Below are 20,133 nucleotides of genomic sequence, written 5' to 3' on the forward strand. Positions count from 1 at the left end.
CAGACCGGGCCTGGTGCGCCGGTTGACGGCGGCAAGCACTAGGGGCAACCTGTACGGCCCCTGCCCCCAGCAGCCCAGCCACCGGCACGGACAGGGCAGGCTGTTCAGTCCTGCGGCTCGCGCAGACTGCGCATCATGGCCTCGATCGCGGCCAGCACCAGCACCGTGGGGTCCGCGACGGTCTCCGCCCGCTCGGGCCGCACCGAGGCCCGCTTGCCCCGGTACCCGGACGAGGAGGAGACCTGGGAGTCCACGATGGCCAGGCCCGCTACCCGCGCGCCCCGGGAGCACAGGAGCATAGCCTCGGCCACGGAGTCGGTGACAGCGGCGTCCACCCCCAGGCCGGAGAGCACCCGGGCCTCCAGGGGGGTGGGCAGGGTGGGGCCGGGCACCAGGGCGACGCCGGTGGGGGCGCCCATGCCCTCGATCCCGGAGACGGCTTTCAGGCAGCCTTCGTCCCAGCCGGTGCGCACGCGCCCCTTGGAGGTGAACAGGGGGGCGCCGGTCAGGTTCACGTGGTCCGCCACCGGCAGGACCTCACCGACGCGGGGCTCCCCCAGGGAGGTGGCCCGCCCGACCAGCAGGGCGCCGCGCACGCGGGCGGAGGCCGCCAGGCGGGCCAGGGCCAGGATGCGGTGGGAGGACTTGCCCTCAAAGATGGCGCTGCGGCCACGGGCCACCAGGATGCCCATGCCGTCGCGCTCATAGCTGCGCAGGTCGTCGGCCTGGCCGCGTACCCCGGGCACGGCGACCCCCGGCAGGAAGGAGAGGCGGGCCCTGGTCATGGGGCGGCCCCACTCGGCGTCGACCTCGGTCAGGAAGGCCGGCTCGGCCACCACCAGGAGGTCGTGGCGGGCACGCCCGGTGGCCAGGAGGATCGAGGCCCCGTCAGGGTCGTCCTCCCAGACGGTCCGGGAATGAGACGTCATGCCTGCTCCACCTCTCCAGAAGACGCCCGCTCGTGCGCGGAGGACACACAGCGCAAACAGCCACAGGCTCACCCTGTTAGGGGCCCGGCCAGGTTCGCGAATGATGCGCAGCAGCGAGCCTAGCGCGTAACCTGCGCCGTCACGTGGACCCACCCCGCCATCGGCAGCTTCTTTACAGAACCGCCAGGCACAAGTAATGCGCAGGCAACCGAGATGCTTCCTGCTCAGAGGGTGCGTGCCGTGCCCTGGCAGCAGGCCTTCCTGCGGTAGTGGTTCTCAGGGATGGAGGGCCTCCTCAACAGCCCGCCCGAAGAAGCAGGCGTGGCAATGGCTAGGGGCAGGGAAGGCGCGTAACCTCCCTCTCGCGATGGCGTTGCTCCACTGACGGGAGACGCCGACCTCCGCGCCCGGCTGGGCCCGGCTCAGGCCCCTGGCCTCACGCAGCGCCAGTAAAGAGCCCTCCACCAGGGCTCCTTGCCGCTGTGACGCCGAGGCGGCCGGGTGGCGGCAGCGCCTAGGCTCAGCACATGCCTACGCTGACCACCTACCTGGCCTACGCACCACTCGACGTCGTCCAGCCGCTGGTGGCGCAGGTCTTCACCGAGGCGGGCTGGCAGGTGGTATCCAGCCCTGCGGGCACCAGCCCGCAGGCGGTGCGGCTCAGTGCCCGGCGCGGCAGCAGGCTACGGACCCTCCTGCTAGGTGGCGGCGCCGGGGAGAGCTTCTACCTCCACCACCGCCTCCTCCTGACACCGGTGGCGGAACCGAGCGCCGGGCTGCCCCTGCTGGCTCCAGCCCGGCCAGGAACCAGCCCGGAGCCCGGGACGGCGGCAGCCTCTGCAGACGCCCCGGAACCTGCGTCCACCGCAGCTGCCAGCAGCACGGGCACCAGAGCCAGCGGGGCCACTGAGAACCCTCCCGCCACCAGGAACCCTGCGGCCCCCGGCTCCGCCGTCACTGCGACTATCACGCGCATCGACTACCCCACCTCCGGGGCCCAGGCCATCACCCGTGGCGGCATCTACGGGGCCGAGCGCGAGTCCCGCAGCCACGACCAGCTCAGCCAGCAGATCGCCGTCGTACTGCGTGAGGCTGGCATCAAGGTGGGGAGCCTGTAATGCGCATACGCGACCTCCACGCCAAGTTACCGCGGCCAGTCCTGCAGCAGGTTCTCAGGTCTCATGGGTACGCCACCCCATAGACCTGTGAGAGCCAGGTACTAGCCTTCTCGCATGGCTTCAAAGACCCTTTCCCTAAGCGTCCCCTCCCCAACCGCCCGCGACCGGGCCACACAGTTCTTCTCCCAGAACGGCTGGCGGGTGTCCGCTGACACCAACGGCAACCTCCGCCTGGAACGCGGCAGCCGCACCATGAGCTTCCTGTTTGGCGCGATGGCGGGTAAGAACCTGTACCTCTCCCACTACGTCGACTTCGCCGACACCCCTGACGGCGGCAGCACGGTCACCTACTCCTCCACCGTCGGCTCCGCGATCATGGGCGGAGCCATCGGCGTGAACAAGTCCAACGGCATCCACGCCGACACCTGGCCCCAGCTCGCCGACGCGCTGCACAAGCAGGGCGTCCTGCGGGGCGTGCAGTAACCCCGGCCAGCCGGTGGGCGGCTGCCGTGCCAGGCGGCAGCACTGGGCCGTAACGCCCGGGTGCAAGACCGGGATGCAGCGCCGGGGCGCAGTCGTCCACAGACGACCCACTTCCCAGGACCACTGCCTGCCGCTGATCTTGCGGACAGTCCTGCATGGGGCACCGAGCCCCTTTCCCGGGAGGCCCTACGCAGGCAGCCTTCGTGAGCCCCGTCGCGGCCTTTGCCCCACCAGAGGCGAGCGCGCGGCACCAGTCAGGCCCCCGCATCACGGTGCCGTGCGGACGTGAACGCCGGGCCCTGTGTCGACACAGGGCCCGGCGTTCGCGCTACCTAGGACAGGTTCACACGCTCCACCCGCGCGCAGGAGTCCCCAAGGATCGGCAGGGGGTCACGGGCTGGACGCACCCCACCCGCGCGCAGGAGTCCAGGTGGCCCCAGGCTCGGCGGTCACCAGCCTTACCGGAGCCTCAGTACCAAAGCTGTCACTGGTGGAGGACTAGACCCCTCCCACTAGCAACGGCGTAGCCAGGAAAAGCGCGTGATTGCAACAATCACCCCACCGCCCACAACCTCCAGCCCCGTTGAAATCCTCCACCAGTGACAAACAACCAGCCCCACAACCAGCGAGGCCCGGCGCCCCAATAGAGCACCGGGCCTCGCCCTGGCGGTAGCGCTGGGATTCGAATCGGGGGCGACGTGTTCTCGGGCTCCCGGGCTCTACCCCGCCGATGTGCGGTTTTCGTTGGTGTGCCGCTGAAAAGTGTTCGTTGGCGCGCATCTAGGATAGCCCACCAAGTACCATGAAAACCTTCCCTAGCCCATCCTCATGTACCCACCATGTACCCACGGAAAGCGAGAGATAGCGTTGCAACCTCACAGGAAACTCAACGTGCAAGTTGAACCTCGCTATCCGCTCAAGGCCTACAAGGCGTGGAAGGCAGACCCGGAGCACAGCCCGAAGCCTTGAGCGAAGTCATGGCGAGCCAGGTACCGGGACCCACGGGTAGAGCCGCCGCAGGTTGGGGAGTGGATCAGCGCCCCAAGCACCTTCGCTACCAGAGGCCCGGCGGACGACTGGGCCAGGGCTCAGGCGGCAGTGGGCTGGCCGCACCGACACCATGAACGCCGAAGCCCTGGATCAGGTCTCACGCACCCTGTCCATGGGAGAGCGCATAGGTCACGCCGCCGGTTACGCACAGGCGCAGGCCGAGACTCTGGCTGCGCTCGCGGCCCATTGGGCCACCTTTCAGGAGTAGGCCAACCGTGCCCTGATCAGTCTGGGGCTTGGGCCGTCTCATGCAGAGCTGTGTGAGCGGCGTGGTGAGCCGGGGCGTGCCCAGGCGGCGCGCGCCCTGGCCAAGGGGCAGGAGGTGGTCGCGTGAGCGAGAGCTACCAGCCGGAGCATGACCTGAATGACCGTCGCGAGTACCTCCTGTCCAACATCATCACGGGCGACCGCCTGGACTCGATGGAGTTCCCGCCACTGGAGTGGACGGTGCCGGGCCTGATCCCTGAGGGTTACGGCCTGTTCATCGGCAGCCCGAAAGTGGGCAAGTCGTGGACCGTGCTGGGGATCGCCCTGGCCGTGGCCGCTGGCGGCATCGCGCTGGGCTGCATGCCAGTTACGAGACGCCCCATGCTGTACCTGGCGCTAGAGGCTGGGCTGTCACGTCTACAGGCTCGCAGCCGCACACTGCTAGGTGCGGGCATTCCGATCCCGAAAGACCTGCACCTCTACACGCAAAGGGGGCCGGAGGTCATTGGCGAGATCATCCCCTGCTGGATGTCCCAGTACGGTCACCTCAAGCCGCTGGTTGTCCTGGACACGCTGGGCACAGTCATGCCGGAGAAGCGACCGGGGAGAGCGAGTTTCAAAGGGACTACCGCTTTGGTGGGGCCCTGAAAATCATTTCCGGTGCGCATCCGGGAAGCACGCTGCTGGCAGTGCACCACGTGCGCAAGATGGCCTCCCAAGACTGGATGGACGGAACGTCAGGAACTAACGGCGTCAACGGAGCTGCGGACTTCACCTTTGGCCTGTTCGCTGATCGGGAGACCAACGAAGCCACTATCTCGGTTACGGGCCGGGACGTGACGGGCGGAACCTGTGCGGTCCATAGGGCCGAAGGTGGGCCATGGAACCTTACCGGGGGCAGCCTCGCCAGTGCCGCCCAGGCTGCAACGGCAGCGAAGGCGAGGGAGCAGCTTGGGGAGCATTCCATCAGCATCGTCAGTGTGCTGGAGGAAGCGGACCGTCCCCTAACGCCGAAGGCTGTCGCCGAGTCCCTTGGGCTAGACAACTCCAAGTATGTGGGCTCCCAGCTGGGGCGACTCGCCGAGCAAGGGCGGGTCAGGAAGGTGGGCAGAGGCCTCTACGAAGCCAACACCTTCCCCCTAAGGGGCGTGTGGAAAGTGCGGAAACTGTGGAAACGGAACCGGGACACCCACACCCGGTTTGCGTACTTTCCGCACTTTCCTCACCCCCTGATAGGGAGGGAGAGGCGAAACCCCACCCCGAGACTGAGTTCGACGGCTTCGACGGGGGCGCAGCATGAGCCCGTACCTGATCCGAGGCCACTACAACCATCTGCCCTACGTCGTCGACGACGCCCCAGGCACACCACTGGCACAGGCTGTCATCGCGGTCACCGGCTATTGGTGTCCCACCTGCCACCTGCCCCGCACCCCCTATCCGGGTGACAACGGGCGGCACCCAACCTGCCCGCCGGCCACAACCGCACAAGGGCAGACACCAACCCTGCCAGCCAGACCGACAGGAGGCCTCTCAGCCTGAACCGGCTACAAGCAGCCCGGTGCCCTCAGTTCAAGTGAGGGTGCCGGACCGCCGCCCTCACCCACCGCATCGGCGCCGTCGACGTTGACCCAACCGCCACCCACCCCCTGGGGGGCACTCCCCCACCCCGCCTAAGCCCCCCACCGCCGGATAGCAGCCCCGCCCCTGCGTGCAGGGTTTTCCGTCTGTTTTATCGGCCAGCCCCGCCCCCTGGAGGCACCTACGGGCCCCTGCCAGCACCTGGCACGGCCTGGACCCCATAGGCCCGCCCGTGGCCCTGTGCGCGCTCGCGGGCACCGGGTTTCGTTACACCGCCCCAGGCACGCCAACGAAAAGCCCAGATGTGCCGGTAGTCGCTCTTGACCCACCAACCGCTACTGCGTGATACTCGTAAGGCCCCCGCATCAAGGTGCGGTGCGGAAGTAAACGCCGGAGTACCTGTGTCGACATAGGGCCCGGCGTTCGCGCTACCTAGGACAGGTTCACACGCTCCACCCGGGTGCGCGCCTCCAGGTGGCTCCATGCGGACCGGTCTCCGGCCAGCGCGTCACCGTAGGCCCCAACCACCTGATCCGGCACCCACAGGCGGGACTCAGCGACCCCGTAGGCGTGCTCCAGCACCATCGCATCACTCACGGCTCCGGATCGCGTCATCACAGAGCAGACTGCCCTGTCTTTGTCATCCTGCGCCCGGTCACGGCGTTCAAGGACCAAACGGGTGACGCCATAGTCCTGCTCCAAGAGGACCAGCAACATCCCCAGGGCCCGTTGGCGTGCGCGCTCCTCACGCACGCCCACCTCCAGGGGCGCAGCCGCGATAACTAGGTGTTTCCCGCCGTGAGCGGCGATGACCTGGCAGATCGCCACCTTGTCCTTGGGCTTGGCGTCACGCCAGTGCAGTTTGCGCGTGTGCTGGAAGCGGGACAGGGCCGCAACCGGGTCCGCCTGGCTGGTGTCATGCACGTAGGCGCCCATTAGGTACACAGGTTCGGGCACGCCACGGCGCCGCACGCTCTCATCGCCATAGGCCATCACAGTCATGGAAGTGAGACTAGCGGCCACCTTGGACACTGGGGCACGCAGAGCCGCCGAGGGCGCGCTACCTGGAGTTCGCACCCTATTCCTCCCACCATTTCCCCGGTAGGACAGTAGGCCCGATACCCCTGGAACGGACTCCAGTCTCCCGACTCAACGAACACCAAAGTACGACGGAGACGCCTCTCCATGCCCTTACCCGGACGCTGGAGGATGTCGACGTCGACCCGACCCACCGCCTCAAAGTTTTGAACCCTGCGCACCTTTTTCAGCCCTCCCCGGCGGTCCGGTGGCCTTTCTGGCTTGGGGCACCCCCTGGGGGCGGTTAGGGGCGGGCCAAAGCACTACCAGCTCCCCAGGCCAGCCACGCCCCTAAGGCGGCCTGGAAGGGGACGCGTTCGTGCGTACCCATTTGGAGGCGCCTCCTGCAATGCCAGGCCTGCCCGCGCCAGCGGCAGCAAGTGCTTGCGCGCGGCCATGGCTGCGACGGGGGCGGGGCACCGGCGTCAGCCAGCACCACGCCCCACGTGTATGCGCTACCGCACGCGGTTACCTCACGGCCACGCCCTTGGCGGGTCGACGTCGTGCCTTAGGGCTGGCGGGGCGGCGCACCCAAGCCAGCCTCAGCCCGGCCAACGTCAGGTGCCAGGCAGCCGCGAGCGCGCGGCACCAGTCAGGCCCCCGCATCACGGTGCCGTGCGGACGTGAACGCCGGGCCCTGTGTCGACACAGGGCCCGGCGTTCGCGCTACCTAGGACAGGTTCACCCGCTCCACCCGCGCGCAGGAGTCCCCAAGGATCGGCAGGGGGTCACGGGCTGGACGCACCCCACCCGCGCGCAGGAGTCCAGGTGGCCCCAGGCTCGGCGGTCACCAGCCTTACCGGAGCCTCAGTACCAAAGCTGTCACTGGTGGAGGACTAGACCCCTCCCACTAGCAACGGCGTAGCCAGGAAAAGCGCGTGATTGCAACAATCACCCCACCGCCCACAACCTCCAGCCCCGTTGAAATCCTCCACCAGTGACAAACAACCAGCCCCACAACCAGCGAGGCCCGGCGCCCCAATAGAGCACCGGGCCTCGCCCTGGCGGTAGCGCTGGGATTCGAACCCAGGGTGGCTATGAACCACACAGACTTTCGAGATCTGCACCTTCGGCCGCTCGGACACGCTACCTCAGCCACCGAGGTTACACGGCGCCCGGCATTCCGCCCAATCGCAAGGCTGTGCGAGGTCGCTCACGCACTCGCCCGCACCTGCCGGAGCCGGACCCGCGCCCCCTCAGCGCCGTCTCCCGAAGAACTCCCGCAGCAGCCCCTCGCTCTGGCTCGCACGCACCCCGGAGAGCACCTCTACCTGGTGGTTGGCACGCGGATCGCGCAGCACGTCGCGCACGCTCCCGCAGGCCCCGGTCCGCGGCTCCCAGGCACCGAAGACCACCCGCGCCACCCGAGCCAGCACCAGGGCCCCGGCGCACATGGTGCAAGGCTCCAGGTTCACCACCAGGGTACAGCCGTCCAGGTGCGAGTCGCCCAGCGCCGCCCCGGCCGCCCGCAGGGCCCGCAGCTCCGCGTGCGCCGTCGGGTCGTGCTCCGCCTCCCGGGAGTTGGCAGCCTCCGCCAGCACGGTGCCGTCAGGCCCCAGCACCAGCGCCCCCACCGGCACCTCACCCGCCCGGGCGGCCTGCGCCGCGAGCGCCAGCGCCCGCCTCATGGCCTGGTCGTAGCGCTCCGCCACCAGGCCCGACGCCGAGGTCGGCGCAGTGTTCGGCTCAACAGTGCTCACCTCCCCAGCGTGCCCGCCCGACACCGTCAGCCACAAGCCGCAGCGCCCGTCCCCCTCGACGCGCCCGCAGGCGTCCCCGACCCGGCCAGCACCCGTAGCCTCCCCTCCCACCGCCTCTACGCACCGCCACCAGGACAGCAGCCTGAGAACCCCGGAACCACTGCCAGCACAGGGCGATCCTGCTCTCCACCAGCCCCGGCGCACACCACCCCCTGTTGCAAGCGCCCCAACTTCCTGGAAGGCTCAAAGAGACCTGAATGAAGGATGGACCTGTTCCTTATGAGTAACCCTGAGACTCACCCCGCCCCCGCCGTCGCCGCCCGCCCCCGCGCGGCAGACGGCCCCGCAGCGCGCCCCGCAGCCCCCTCAGGCCCCGCGAGCGCCCCCGCCTTACCGCCCGCCCCGGAAGGGTTGAACCTGCCGGTGTTCCTGGTTTCCGCCGCAGTGATCCTGGTGGTGGCCGTGGGTGCGATCGTCGCCCCCGGCACCGTGCAGGAACTGTTCGGCCACGCGGTGGACTGGACGAGCCGCTGGTTCGGCTCCTTCTACATCCTGCTGGTGACGGCGGTGCTCGTGTTCGTGGTGGTCCTGGCCCTGTCACGCTTCGGCCGGATCCGGCTGGGGCCGGACAACTCCACCCCGGACTACTCCACCTTCTCCTGGGCGGCCATGCTATTCGCGGCTGGCGTGGGCACCGCCATCATGTTCTACGCGGTGGCTGAGCCCGTCTCCCAGTACCTGGCCCCTCCCACCGGCCAGGGCGGCACCAGCCAGGCCGCCCGCCAGGCCGTGGTACTCACTCTCTTCCACTACGGAGTCTCCGGCTGGGGCCTGTACTCGCTGGTCGGGATGGCGCTGGGCTACACCGCCTACCGCCACCGGCAGCCGCTGGCCGTCCGCTCCACCCTGCGCCCGCTGCTGGGTGACCGGGTGGACGGCCGCCTGGGCGACGCCGTCGACGCCGCCGCCCTGATCGGCGGGGTCTTCGGGATCGCCGCCTCCCTGGGTGTGGGGGTGGTGCAGCTGAACGTGGCCCTGAGCCTCCTGCTGGGCCTGCCCCAGCGCACCGCCACCCAGATCGGCCTGACCTCCTTGAGCGTCCTGATGGCCACCGTCTCCGCCATCTCCGGCGTGGACCGGGGGGTGCGGGCGCTGTCCAACATCAACGTGCTGCTGGCGGTGGGACTGGCCCTGTGGGTGCTGCTCACCGGGGACACCGCCTTCCTGCTGGACGCCCTGGTAGCGAATATCGGGGACTTCGCCACCCAGTTCCCCCAGCTGACCCTGGAGACCTACCCCTACGACCGCCCCACTGAGTGGCTGGCGGCCTGGACCCTGTTCTTCTGGGCCTGGTGGATCACCTGGGCCGCCTTCGTGGGCATGTTCCTGGCCCGGATCTCCCGGGGGCGGACCATCCGGGAGTTCGTGCTGGGCTCCCTGGTGCTGCCCTTCAGCTACGTGCTCATGTGGGTCTCGATCTTTGGCAACTCCGCCCTGGCCCTGATCCGCTCCGGGGAGGCCCCCGGCTTCGCGCAGGCCACCACCCAGGCCCCCGAGCAGGGCCTGTACGAGCTGCTGGGCCGCCTGCCCGGGGGGCCGGGGCTGATCGCGCTGGCCCTGTTCGTGGGGATCCTGTTCTACGTGACCAGCGCCGACTCCGGGGCCCTGGTCATGGCGAACCTGTGCAGCCGCGCCCGCCAGGAGCGCAAGGACGCCGCCGCCTGGCTACGGGTGTTCTGGGCGACGCTCACCGGCACACTGACCGTCGCCATGCTGGTGGCGGGAGGTATCCCGATCCTGCAGCAGGCCACCATCGTTATGGCCCTGCCCTTCTCCCTGGTGGTGCTGGCGGTGATGGCGGGGCTGTGGAAGGCCCTGCGGGCGGAGCTGCGCCACGAGGACGCCCGCAAGGCCGCCCACCGCAACCGGCTGCTGGCGGCCTCCGGCTCCGCGGCCGGGCGGGCCCGCACCTCCTGGCGCGACCGCCTGTCCCACACCTTCGACCTGGTCAGCCCCGCCCGCGCCAAACGGGCCCTGGACAACCGGGTGGTGCCCGCCCTGGAGGCGGTGGCCGCCGAGCTGCGCAAGGAGGACCTCACCGCGGAGGTGCTGGTGGAGGGCCCTGAGGCCCAGGACCCCGACGACGAGCGGCAGTTCCTGGGGCGGGCCTCCCTGGTGGTCACCAGCCCCGACGTCGCCCAGGCTGCCGCCCAGGAGGGGCGTACCGTCACCGAGCAGGTGGAGCGGGCCAGCGGCATACACGTCTTCCGCTACGTGGTGCGGATGGTGGAGGTGCCCGCCCCCTCCTACGGCGCGGTGGTGCACGAGGCCGACGACCTGTCCGTGCGCCTGGAGGTGCGTCCGCTGCGCGGCGGCCAGGGCTACGACGTCATGGACTGGTCCGCGGACCAGGTCGCCCACGACGTCCTGGACCACTACGAGCGCTGGCTGGAGTACCTGGCCACCAGCAGCACCGTAAGCGCCTAGGGGCAGGCCGGGGCGGGGGCGGCGTAGTGGATGGGTGCGCCAGCGGCCCGCTGTGCGCGCTGGACGGGAGCGCCCGGCGCCGTCGTCGCGGCGGGGGAGTGCCACGTGTAAGCAGCACCAAGGGCGGCGACCGTGACCGAGGCGGTGGCGACGCCGTAGTCTGGTCCCATGCGCCTGCACGTTGCCTCCCACCCGCTGATCGACCACAAGCTCTCCGTCCTGCGCGACGAGAAGACCCCCTCCGCGGTCTTCCGCCAGCTCGTTGACGAGCTCGTCACCCTCCTGGCCTACGAGGCCACCCGGGAGGTACGCACCGAGGAGGTGGAGATCAAGACCCCCGTGGCCGTGGCCAACTGCCGCCGCCTGGCTGCCCCCCGCCCCATCCTGGTGCCGATCCTGCGCGCTGGCCTGGGCATGCTGGAGGGCATGACGCGCCTGCTGCCGACCGCCGAGGTCGGCTTCCTGGGCATGAAGCGTGACGAGGACACCCTGGAGGTGGAGACCTACGCGAACCGCCTGCCAGACGACCTCTCCGGCCGCCAGTGCTTCATCGTGGACCCCATGCTCGCCACCGGGCACACCCTGGTCGCCGCCATCGAGTACCTGCTGCAGCGGGGGGCGCGGGACGTGACCGCCCTGTGCCTGATCGCGGCACCGGAGGGGCTCAAGACCCTGGAGGAGGCCATTGGTGAGCGCGCCAACGTCACCATCGTGACCGCCCACGTGGACGAGCGCCTCAACGAGCAGGCCTATATCGTGCCGGGCCTGGGCGACGCCGGGGACCGCCTCTACGGCATCGTGGACTGAGCCGCCCGGCGGCCTGGCCCAGGGCCCCGGCTGTGAGCGCGGACCACTCCTGGAGCGTCCCGCCCCAGGAGCCCCGGGCGTAGGGCCCCGAGCGTAGGGCCCAGCCCGCCTCAGCGCTCAAGCATGACGGCCACGGTGCGGGCGGGCACGCAGAAGGTTCCCGTCTCCGGGTCGAAGCTGCTACGGCGCACGCGCGCGTCCGCCCCCTCGGCCTGGATCGGGCTGAGCGTGAAACGCCGCCCCACCAGGGCCGTCACCCGCTGCTCCACCGTCTGGGGGGTCGCGTTGAAGACCACCAGCACACCGTCCAGGGCCGGGTCCACGTCCCCCTCCCCGGCACCGTCGTCAATCACCATGGCCACCACCCCCGGCCTCGCCTCCGGACCGGCGCAGGGGAAGGACACCCGCTCCTGGACCAGGGCGGCCGAGCCCAGGCTGAACAGGGGGGTGGAGCGACGCAGGCGCAGCAGCTCCAGCGCCCCGGCCCGGGCGGCGGCGATATCGGCAGGCGCAGGGCGCAGCCCCTCGACGATCAGCAGCTCAGCCTGGGTGAGCCAGCGGTCAAAGTTGCGCCAGGCCCCAGGCAGGCCCCGGCCCCAGCCGTTGTCCTGGCCGGACCAGTCGATCGCGTTGAACCAGTCCCCGGAGTCGTAGGAGTCCCGGTCCAGGGACTTGGAGCGCAGCAGCTCGCAGCCCGCCGCCCACAGCACCGGCGACTGGGACAGGGTGGCGCAGGCCAGGCTCAGGGTGCTCATCCGCACCCGCTCGCTCATGGGGGTGTCCACCGGCAGCTTATAGGCCAGCAGGTCGAACAGCGTGTGGTCGTCGTGGGAGGAGACATAGGCCAGCGACTCGTAGGGCTCCGTGCCGTAGGCCGCCGGACCGCCACCGTAGCCGAGGTCGGCCGCCCGCCGCTGCCGCCCGGCGGCGTCGGTGAGCTGGTAGTCAGCCAGGTTCCCGGCCAGACCCGCCTGCAGCAGGTCGGTGCGCCAGGCCAGGTCACGGCGTACCACGGCGTCCGGGCGCTCGTCGTGGCCGTTGGGGTCGGTGAGCTCCCCGCTGCCGAATCCCTGGTGGGTGCGCGGGTCACGGTCGCCGATGAAGCCGCCGTGCACGGCGTCACGCAGCCGGTCGTTGAAGGTGGCGATGCGCAGGCCGGGCAGCTGCCCCTGGGTGGCCTGGGTGAAGCGGGCGTTGTCCGCCACCTCCCCCATGTTCCAGCCCTCACCGTAGACCAGCACCTCGTGGCCCACCAGGTGCTCCACCTCCGCCAGGGCCTGGCGCAGCCGCCTCATGGTCTCCACGCTGTGGTAGCCCATGAGGTCAAGGCGCAGGCCGTCCACCCGGTAGTCCCGCACCCAGGCGACGGCGGCGTCGATCATGAGCCGCTCGGCCAGCGCGTTCTCCGTAGCGACGTTGGCTCCCGCGGCGGAGTTGCAGACGGCGCCGTCGGCGTCCAGGCGGTGGTAGTAGCCGGGCACGATCCGGTCCAGGACGCTGTAGGGGTTCTGCCCGCAGGCAGCCGTGTGGTTGTAGACCTGGTCCAGCACCACTTGCAGGCCCAGGGCGTGCAGCGCCCCCACGGCCTCCCGCAGCTCGGCCACGCGCGCCCCGCCGTCCTGGTTGCCAGCGGTGGCGTAGGAGCCCTCCGGCGCCATCCAGTGCCACGGGTCGTAGCCCCAGTTGTAGGCGTCCCGGTGGCGGATGCGCCCGATCTCCCCCTGGGGCCGGTGGGTGGCGGGTGAGCTGTGCTCGGGCACGCGCGCGACCAGCTGCTCGCTACGGTCCTCGGGCACCGTGGTGAAGTCGAAGACCGGCAGCAGGTGGACGGTGTCCACGCCCGCCTCCACCAGGTCGCGCAGGTGGCGGGTGCCCGCGCTGTCCACGCTGAAGGCCCGGTAGGTGCCGCGCAGCTCCGCGGGGACCGTGCGGTCGGCGGCGGAGAAGTCACGCAGGTGCAGCTCGTAGATCACGCGGGCGGAGTCGTTGTTGACCGCAGGGGCGGGGGTGGCGGCCCAGACCTCTGGGACCAGCGGGCCGGAGGCGGCGTCGAGGTCCACGGCCACGCAGCGGCGCGAGTCGGTGGTCAGGGCGCGGGCGTAGGGGTCGGTGACCTGGTTTACGCCGGTGCGGCCGGTGGCGGGCACGTGCAGCTCCAGCTCCCACAGGTACTGGCAGCCAGCCTCCGCGGCCCCGGCGGCGACCGACCAGATGCCGTGCTCCCCCAAGGTGGCGGGGGTGCGGGCGCTCTCCCCGGGCACCAGGAGCGCGGAGCCGGTGGGGTCGCCCGTGTCCCAGGTGAGCAGGGTGACGGCGCGGGCGGTGGGGGCCCACAGGTGGAAGGCTGGCCGCCCCTGGTGCCAGGTCACCCCCAGCGGCTCACGGCGGTCCGCGGCGGCCCCGTAGAAGTGGTCCAGCAGCGCCCAGATCTGCACGCCGGTGAGCATGGTCTGCCCGCCTGCGGGCAGGGGCCGGTGGCTGCGGAGGGCGACGGCGAGCTGACCGGTGAGCAGGCTGCGCACGTCGTCGACCTCAAAGCGTGGGGTGCCGTCGGTGTCGGTAAGGCTTAGCGCCAGGTAGTCCTGCAGGTGCGGGTGGCGGGACAGCTGGGCGGGGGGCAGGTCGCCGGTGACCCGCAGGGGGACCTCCGCCTCCTGGTAGTCCAGGACCGCTACTCCTGCGCTCAGGCACAGGCCGCCGTCGGGGGAGGTTAGCAGGGAGAAGGCCAGGTCGGGGGCCTGGGCGAGCTGTGCGCCGGTGGCCTGGGCCAGGTGGGCGGGCAGGTGCTGGCGCGGCCAGGCGAGCAGGTCCGGCTCCAGCCAGATGGCGCGGGCGTGGCCCAGGGGCTGGGGAGGTGGGGTGGGCGCGGGCGCCCGGGTGTCCGGGGAGGGGGTGGCGCCTCCGGTGGCGTGCTGCGGTACTGCTTGGGACCGGGCTCCGGACATGGGTCACCTCTCTTTTGGATGACTCAACTGTGACATGCCTGACAGCAAGTCGCCATAGATGAAAAGTCCCATCTTCGCCGGGAGGGGAGGGCGGTTCCTCCAGATGGTATGCGGATGGTTGTCCACAGGCTGTTCGGTGCTTTCAGATCTCGTGGTGCATATGTCCCGGTCTCGCGGTACCGATGTCCCGGTCTCGCGAGACCGGGACATATGGCTCACCAGACCGGTACGCATCTACCAAGAGCCATCGAAAACACACACAAACCCAAGCAGCAGGCAGCCACCAGGCCGTATCACGCCCCGCCCGCAGCAGCATCACAGGACCACGACGAGATGGGTCCCGTGCTGCACAGCAGCACGGGACCCATCCCTAACCGGCTCGGACCTGTACCTCAGCCAGCGCAGAACGCTACTGCCGGGGCCCGACCTGTCCTAACCGCTCAGGGCCTGACCGCGATGGTGTCCTGCTCCGGGGGCACCCGCTTGACCACCTGCAGGGGGCTGGTCCGGGTGATCCCCTCGACCTTGACCCGCTCGGTGGACGTGCTCGTCAGCTTCTTCTGGGTCAGCACCGTGGTCCCCCGGCGCAGCGCCAGGGTGTCATACCCGTCACCGTCCCAGTCACCAACCAGCACCTGGTCGGTGCTGCGCCCCAGCGAGATCGAGGCGTACACCGGCGCGTCCACCCGGTTGTCCGCATAGAACACCACGCGGGTGCCCACACGCACAGCCCAGCTGTCGTCGCCGTCACCGTCCCAGTCACCATAGAGCAACTTGCCGTTGCCCTTGGCCTCGACGGCGGCCACGTAGGCGGGCTTGGTGCCCTCCGGCTCAGCCTGGGGGGGCTCCTGCCGCTCCACGAAGACGGCGGCCGTGCGGGCGGGCACCGTGAAGCTGCCTGCCCCGGCGTCGAAGCGGGCGGCCTTGACCACCGCATCGGCCCCACCGGCCTGCACCCCGTGCAGGGCGAAGGCCCCACCAGCAGCACCCGCCACCGTCTGGGTCACCTGGTGGTCGTTGAGGTTGAGCACCACGACGACCCGCTTGGTGGTGTCGTCCACGTCACTCCCCTTGGTGTCGTCCACCAGCATGGTGATGACTCCGGGGCTGGCCTGGGACTGACCGGGGTTCACAAAGCTGACCTTCTCCTTGACCAGGTCGGCCGAGCCCAGGGTCAGCAGCGGGGTGGTGGAACGGATCCTGAGCAGGTCCAGCGCCTGGGCGTGGGCCTGGCGGATCTGCTCTCCGTTGGGCTTGAGGGCCGGGTTGGCCAGCAGCGGCCGCTGGGCGGCCCAGTGGTCCTGCTGGTTCTTGCCCGCCACCGGCAGGCCCTTGCCGAACCCGTTGTCCTGCAGCGACCAGTCGATCGCGTTGAACCAGTCACCGGAGTTGTAGGAGTCCACGTCCAGCGACTTGGAGCGCAGGATGTCCGTGCCCGCGTGCCAGAAGGCCGGGGACTGGCCCAGGGCGGTGGTGGCCAGCGACAGGGTGTTGAGCCGGATGCGCTGGTCCATGGGGGTGTCCACCGGCAGGTGGCGCACCGCCGTGTCGTACAGCGTCTCCTTGTCGTGGGCGTCCACGTAGTTGACGCTCTCCTGGGGCTGACTGGCGTAACCGGCCTTGCCGTCGCCGTAGCGGACCTGCCCACCGGTCCAGCGGTGCGGCCCGTCCACGAACTCGTAGTCCTTGAGGTTGCCGGTCAGGCCCACCTCGATCAGCTCCTTGGAGCTGGCGTCCTGGGGGCGGCCAGCCAGCAGCCCGTGGTGGACGCCGTCGCGCAGCCGGTCGTTGAAGGTGCCGATGCCGGTACCGTCCAGCTGGCCCTGGGTGGCCTGGGTGAACAGCGAGTTGTTCGCGACCTCCCCGAAGTTCCAGCCCTCGCCGTACAGGTAGACGGCCTTGCCGTCCACGCCGTCGGCCTCCACGGTCAGGGCGTCCAGGGCGGCGCGCAGGCGCTGCATGGTGCCTGCCGAGTGGTGGCCCATCAGGTCAAAGCGGAAGCCATCGATCTTGTACTGCTTGGCCCACCACAGCACCGAGTCGATCATGAGCTGCTCGGTCATGAGGTTCTCGGTGGCGGTGTTGGAGCAGCAGGTGGAGGTCTCCACCGCACCCTGGGCGTTGAGGCGCTGGTAGTAGCCCGGCACCACCCGGTCCAGGACGCTCTTGGAGTCCTGCCCGGCGGCGAAGGTGTGGTTGTAGACCTGGTCCAGGACCACCTGGTAGCCGGTGGCGTGCAGCGCCCCCACCATCTGGCGCATCTCGTAGGTGCGCTTGCCGCCCTCCTGGTTGGCGGCGGTGGCGTAGGAGCCTTCCGGGGCCATCCAGTGGTAGGGGTCGTAGCCCCAGTTGAAGCCGTCCTGGGTGTCGACGGCGGTGACGGCGGCCTGCTGCGCCTCGTCGGCGGGACCGGCCTGGGGCACCTCCGGGTTGCGCTGGTCGGCACGGTTCTCCGGGATGGAGGCGATGTCGTTGACCGGCAGCAGGTGGATGGTGTTCATGCCCGCCTTGGCGAGGGCCTGCAGGTGCTTCATGCCCGCGGATCCCGCGTGGGTGAAGGCCTTGTAGGTGCCGCGGTCCTCAGCGGGGACGGTCTGGTCCGCGATGGAGAAGTCGCGCACGTGCAGCTCGTAGATGCTGCGGGCGGAGTCGTTGCGCACCTGGGGGGCGCGGGCGTCCCGCCACTGCTGGGGGGCCAGGTCCGCGCTGCTCAGGTCGGCGGCCACGGAGCGCTGGGAGTCCAGCGTCAGGGCCACGGAGTAGGGGTCGGTGACGTCGTTGGTCTCGATCTGCCCGGTGGTGGGGGCGTAGACCTTGACCCGCCACAGGTACTGGGAGCCGGCCGCGACGGCGCCGTCGGCGTTGTCCACGGTCCAGCGGCCGTCCGCCTGCCGGGTGGCCGGGTGGCTGGTGGGCTCACCGGCGCCAGTAGCGTCCCAGCTCAGCAGGCTGACCTCCTGGGCGGTGGGGGCCCACAGCGCGAAGGAGGGCCGGCTCTGCGTGAAGCTGACGCCCTTGGGGGCCTGGGCGGCCTGCTGGGCGTAGAGCGCGTCCAGGACCGGGGCGGTCTGCAGACCGGTGGCGGCCACGACCTGGCCGTCCCTGACCTGGGTGAGGGTCAGCTGGCCGCTCAGGGCCTTCTCCACGGCGGCCCGGTCCAGGGAGCCGCCGGTGCTCAGGGCGACGTAGCCCTTGAGGTTGGGGCGGGCGCTGGTGACGGCCTCCGGCAGGTCACCGGTGACCGTGAGGGCGGTGGTGGAGACGGTGCCCGTCACCTGGCCGCCGACGACGCGGGCGGTGGCGTCGGGGGAGGCCACGAGCTGGTAGCTCAGGCCCGCGTTCCCGGCGGCGACCGCCTGGTCACGGCTGACGCCCTCCGGCAGGAGGGAGACCGGCCAGGCCAGGGTCTGCTCGTCCACCCAGTAGGCGCGCAGCTCACCGTTGCCGGGGGCCACGCCCTCCACGGTGACCTCCAGCCGGTGGGTGCTGCGGTGGTAGGTGAAGGTGACGGTCCGCCCCTCGGGGACGGTGAACTCGTAGTTCCTGCCGTTGGCCTGGCCGTCCACCCCGTAGTTCTCGGCCCAGCTGCCGCCGTGGGTGACCTTGGCCTGGTAGCTGCCCTGCTTGAGGGCGGGTGAGGTGTAGGTCCAGGTGTCGGGGTCAGCTGCGGCCTGGGTCATGCGGGTGGCGGTGCAGCCGGGCTCCCAGTTGCCGCCCTGGCCCACGGTGTCGGGGCAGGCGGCCTGGGCCTGGAAGCTGCCCGCCACCGTGATGACCTCCGCGGCCGGGGGCTCGGTGGCTGGCGGCTGCGGCTCGTCCGCCAGGTCCGCGGCGCAGGGGCTGGTGGTGGAGGGGGTGGCGACACCGTCCTTGACGGTGATGTAGCGGGCGGTGGCGGGCCAGGTGAAGTCCCCGCCGCCGCTCTGCTTGTACCAGTCCTGGCCTCCACGGTTGAACAGGCCGACGACGTCCTGGCCGTTGTTGGCGACGTCCGCGTAGAAGGAGCCGGTGCAGGCGGAGGCGGTCATGGCCGGGCCGGGGGACTCCGTCCAGCCGCCAGGGAGCTGGTAGTGGATGTTGGCCTCGCTCCAGCCGGTGCCCTCCAGGTAGACCCGCATGGTGCTCACGGGCGCGGGGTCGGCGGCCTTGAGCAGGGAGCCGGGGGCCACGTGGATGGCCACGGCGCCCTGGGCCGGGACGTTGAGGCTGGCCTTACCGGCCTTGACCTCCACGGTGGTGCCCACGCAGGCGCCGTCACGCACGCCGCCGCTGACGACGTCGCAGTAGGTGCCGTCGGGCAGGCCGGTGGCCAGCTCGCGGGTGCGGGCCTCGCCGTAGTTGTTCAGGACGACGAAGCCCCGGTCGCCGCGGCTGAAGGCCACCAGGCGGTTGGAGTCGTCGAACCAGTTGCGCAGGGGGGCGTCACCGACGGCGTTGCGAAAGCCGACCATGCCGGTGACCGGCTGCCAGCTGTGCACGCAGGTGAAGACGCCGTCACCGTAGCCGACGCCCTCCTCGGTCTGGCAGCGGGGGGTGAGCACCTTGCCCTGCCCGTCCTGGGGGGCGCCCTGGTCACGTGACGCCTGGTTGTCCTTGTTGAAGCGGTAGCCGGAGTAGACGTTCACGTCACCGTAGGGGTGGGCGAGCATGAAGACGTTGCCCAGCGTGTAGACGCTCTCCCAGTGGTAGGTCATGGTGGAGCCGCCGTCGCGCTCGGTGTCCCAGTTGTCGATGAAGACGTGGGCCCGCTCGGCGGGGAGCATCTGCTCGCCCTCGGTCAGGTGCTTGAGCTCCGCCAGGCGCTCGGCGAAGGCGTGGCGCAGGCGGTGGCCGTACTCGAACTCGTCAACCTTGCCGATAGCCGTGTACTCGGTGTCTGAGACGGCCTCCCCGGCGTGCCCGATCACCTCCTGCTGGATGTAGACGTCCTGCCTGGTCAGCTTGGCCGTGATGGCGGCCATGTCCTCGGCGGAGACGTGCTTGACGGCGTCGATGCGCAGGGCGTCGACCCCCAGGTCGACGGTCAGGTAGTTGAGGTAGTCAGCAATGCGCTGGCGCACGGACTCCTTGCCGGTGTTGAGGTCGGCCAGGCCCACCAGGTCGCAGTTCTGGACGTTCTCCTTGTTGCCGTAGTCGGTGATGTTCTGGCGGCAGGCGTGGAAGTCGTCGTCGGCCTCGTAGATGCCGGGGTAGCGGTGCCACTCGAAGGAGCTGCCCAGGGTGCCTTTGCCGCCCCGGTTCTTGTCCATGTCACGGCCGGTCATGTGGTTGATGACGGCGTCGGCCATGACCTTCACGCCCGCCTGGTGGCAGGCGTTGACCATCTGCTTGAACTCCTCCTCGGAGCCGAGCTTGTTGCCGATCTTGTAAGAGACGGTCTGGTAGCTGGTCCACCACTCGGAGCCGGTGATGTTCTCCTGGGGCGGGGAGACCTGCACGTAGGCGTAGCCAGCGGGGCCCAGCACGTTGGTGCACTGGGCGGCGACGTCCTTCCACGGCCACTGGAACAGGGTGGCGGTCACGCCTCCGGCGCGGGAGACCTCCGGGGTGGCGGCCACCGCCGTCGCCCCTGGGGAGGCTGCCGGCTGAGCCTGCGCCGCGGGTACGACGACGGCGCCCAGCAGGCTGAGGGAGAGAGCCAGCAGGCCACTGACGGCGCGGGTGCGTCGCCTGGACCCTGCTGGCGGTTTGGGAGCGGGCAAGGGCATAGTTCCTCCTCGAACTACCTTGTGCAAACCCGTTGGGGTAACGG

The 20,133-nt window shown here is 70.2% G+C and carries 10 protein-coding genes and 1 tRNA gene; 5 read left to right on the forward strand and 6 right to left on the reverse strand.

The window, feature by feature from the left end; all coding sequences use genetic code 11:
- Nucleotides 1-104 precede the first annotated feature (104 nt).
- Nucleotides 105-929 (reverse strand): nucleoside phosphorylase-I family protein, encoded by an 825-nt coding sequence (locus JG540_RS09575; protein ID WP_200275634.1) that lies wholly within the window; start codon nucleotides 927-929, stop codon nucleotides 105-107.
- Between the two features lie 527 nt (nucleotides 930-1,456).
- On the opposite strand from JG540_RS09575, the gene JG540_RS09580 reads away from it, so the two are divergent.
- The 3 genes from JG540_RS09580 (at nucleotide 1,457) to JG540_RS09590 (ending at nucleotide 4,435) form a co-directional block, all read left to right on the forward strand.
- A complete protein-coding gene (locus tag JG540_RS09580; RefSeq protein WP_200275636.1) occupies nucleotides 1,457-2,047 on the forward strand; it encodes a nucleotidyl transferase family protein in 591 nt (196 codons plus the stop codon).
- A gap of 114 nt (nucleotides 2,048-2,161) precedes the next feature.
- A complete protein-coding gene (locus JG540_RS09585) occupies nucleotides 2,162-2,530 on the forward strand; it encodes a hypothetical protein (RefSeq protein ID WP_200275637.1) in 369 nt (122 codons plus the stop codon).
- A 1,380-nt stretch (nucleotides 2,531-3,910) separates the two neighbouring features.
- Complete coding sequence (locus JG540_RS09590; protein WP_200275638.1) at nucleotides 3,911-4,435, forward strand: AAA family ATPase; 525 nt, start codon at nucleotides 3,911-3,913, stop codon at nucleotides 4,433-4,435.
- Nucleotides 4,436-5,797: 1,362 nt separating this feature from the next.
- On the opposite strand, the gene JG540_RS09595 is transcribed toward JG540_RS09590, so the two are convergent.
- From JG540_RS09595 to JG540_RS09605, 3 genes are all read right to left on the reverse strand, one after another.
- Nucleotides 5,798-6,367 (reverse strand): hypothetical protein, encoded by a 570-nt coding sequence (locus JG540_RS09595; protein WP_200275639.1) that lies wholly within the window; start codon nucleotides 6,365-6,367, stop codon nucleotides 5,798-5,800.
- A 1,077-nt stretch (nucleotides 6,368-7,444) separates the two neighbouring features.
- Nucleotides 7,445-7,533 (reverse strand) — tRNA-Ser (locus tag JG540_RS09600).
- A gap of 105 nt (nucleotides 7,534-7,638) precedes the next feature.
- Nucleotides 7,639-8,070, reverse strand: a complete 432-nt coding sequence (locus JG540_RS09605; RefSeq protein ID WP_200278376.1) for a nucleoside deaminase — start codon at nucleotides 8,068-8,070, stop codon at nucleotides 7,639-7,641.
- 351 nt (nucleotides 8,071-8,421) lie between these two features.
- Here JG540_RS09605 and betT point away from each other — a divergent pair, with 351 nt between their 5' ends.
- On the forward strand, nucleotides 8,422-10,629 hold the full coding sequence (betT, locus tag JG540_RS09610) for a choline BCCT transporter BetT (protein ID WP_200275640.1): 2,208 nt from the start codon (nucleotides 8,422-8,424) through the stop codon (nucleotides 10,627-10,629).
- A gap of 168 nt (nucleotides 10,630-10,797) precedes the next feature.
- Nucleotides 10,798-11,436, forward strand: a complete 639-nt coding sequence (gene upp, locus JG540_RS09615; RefSeq protein WP_200275641.1) for a uracil phosphoribosyltransferase — start codon at nucleotides 10,798-10,800, stop codon at nucleotides 11,434-11,436.
- 110 nt (nucleotides 11,437-11,546) lie between these two features.
- Here the strand turns inward: upp and JG540_RS09620 are convergent, their stop codons facing one another.
- Together JG540_RS09620 and JG540_RS09625 are read right to left on the reverse strand one after the other, a co-directional pair.
- Nucleotides 11,547-14,381 carry an alpha-1,6-glucosidase domain-containing protein gene (locus JG540_RS09620; protein ID WP_200275642.1) on the reverse strand — a complete coding sequence of 945 codons (2,835 nt, stop codon included), beginning with the start codon at nucleotides 14,379-14,381 and terminating at the stop codon, nucleotides 11,547-11,549.
- 440 nt (nucleotides 14,382-14,821) lie between these two features.
- Complete coding sequence (locus JG540_RS09625) at nucleotides 14,822-20,089, reverse strand: alpha-1,6-glucosidase domain-containing protein (protein ID WP_200275643.1); 5,268 nt, start codon at nucleotides 20,087-20,089, stop codon at nucleotides 14,822-14,824.
- Nucleotides 20,090-20,133: the final 44 nt, after the last annotated feature.

The organism is Actinomyces weissii (genome assembly GCF_016598775.1).
Lineage (GTDB): Bacteria > Actinomycetota > Actinomycetes > Actinomycetales > Actinomycetaceae > Actinomyces > Actinomyces weissii.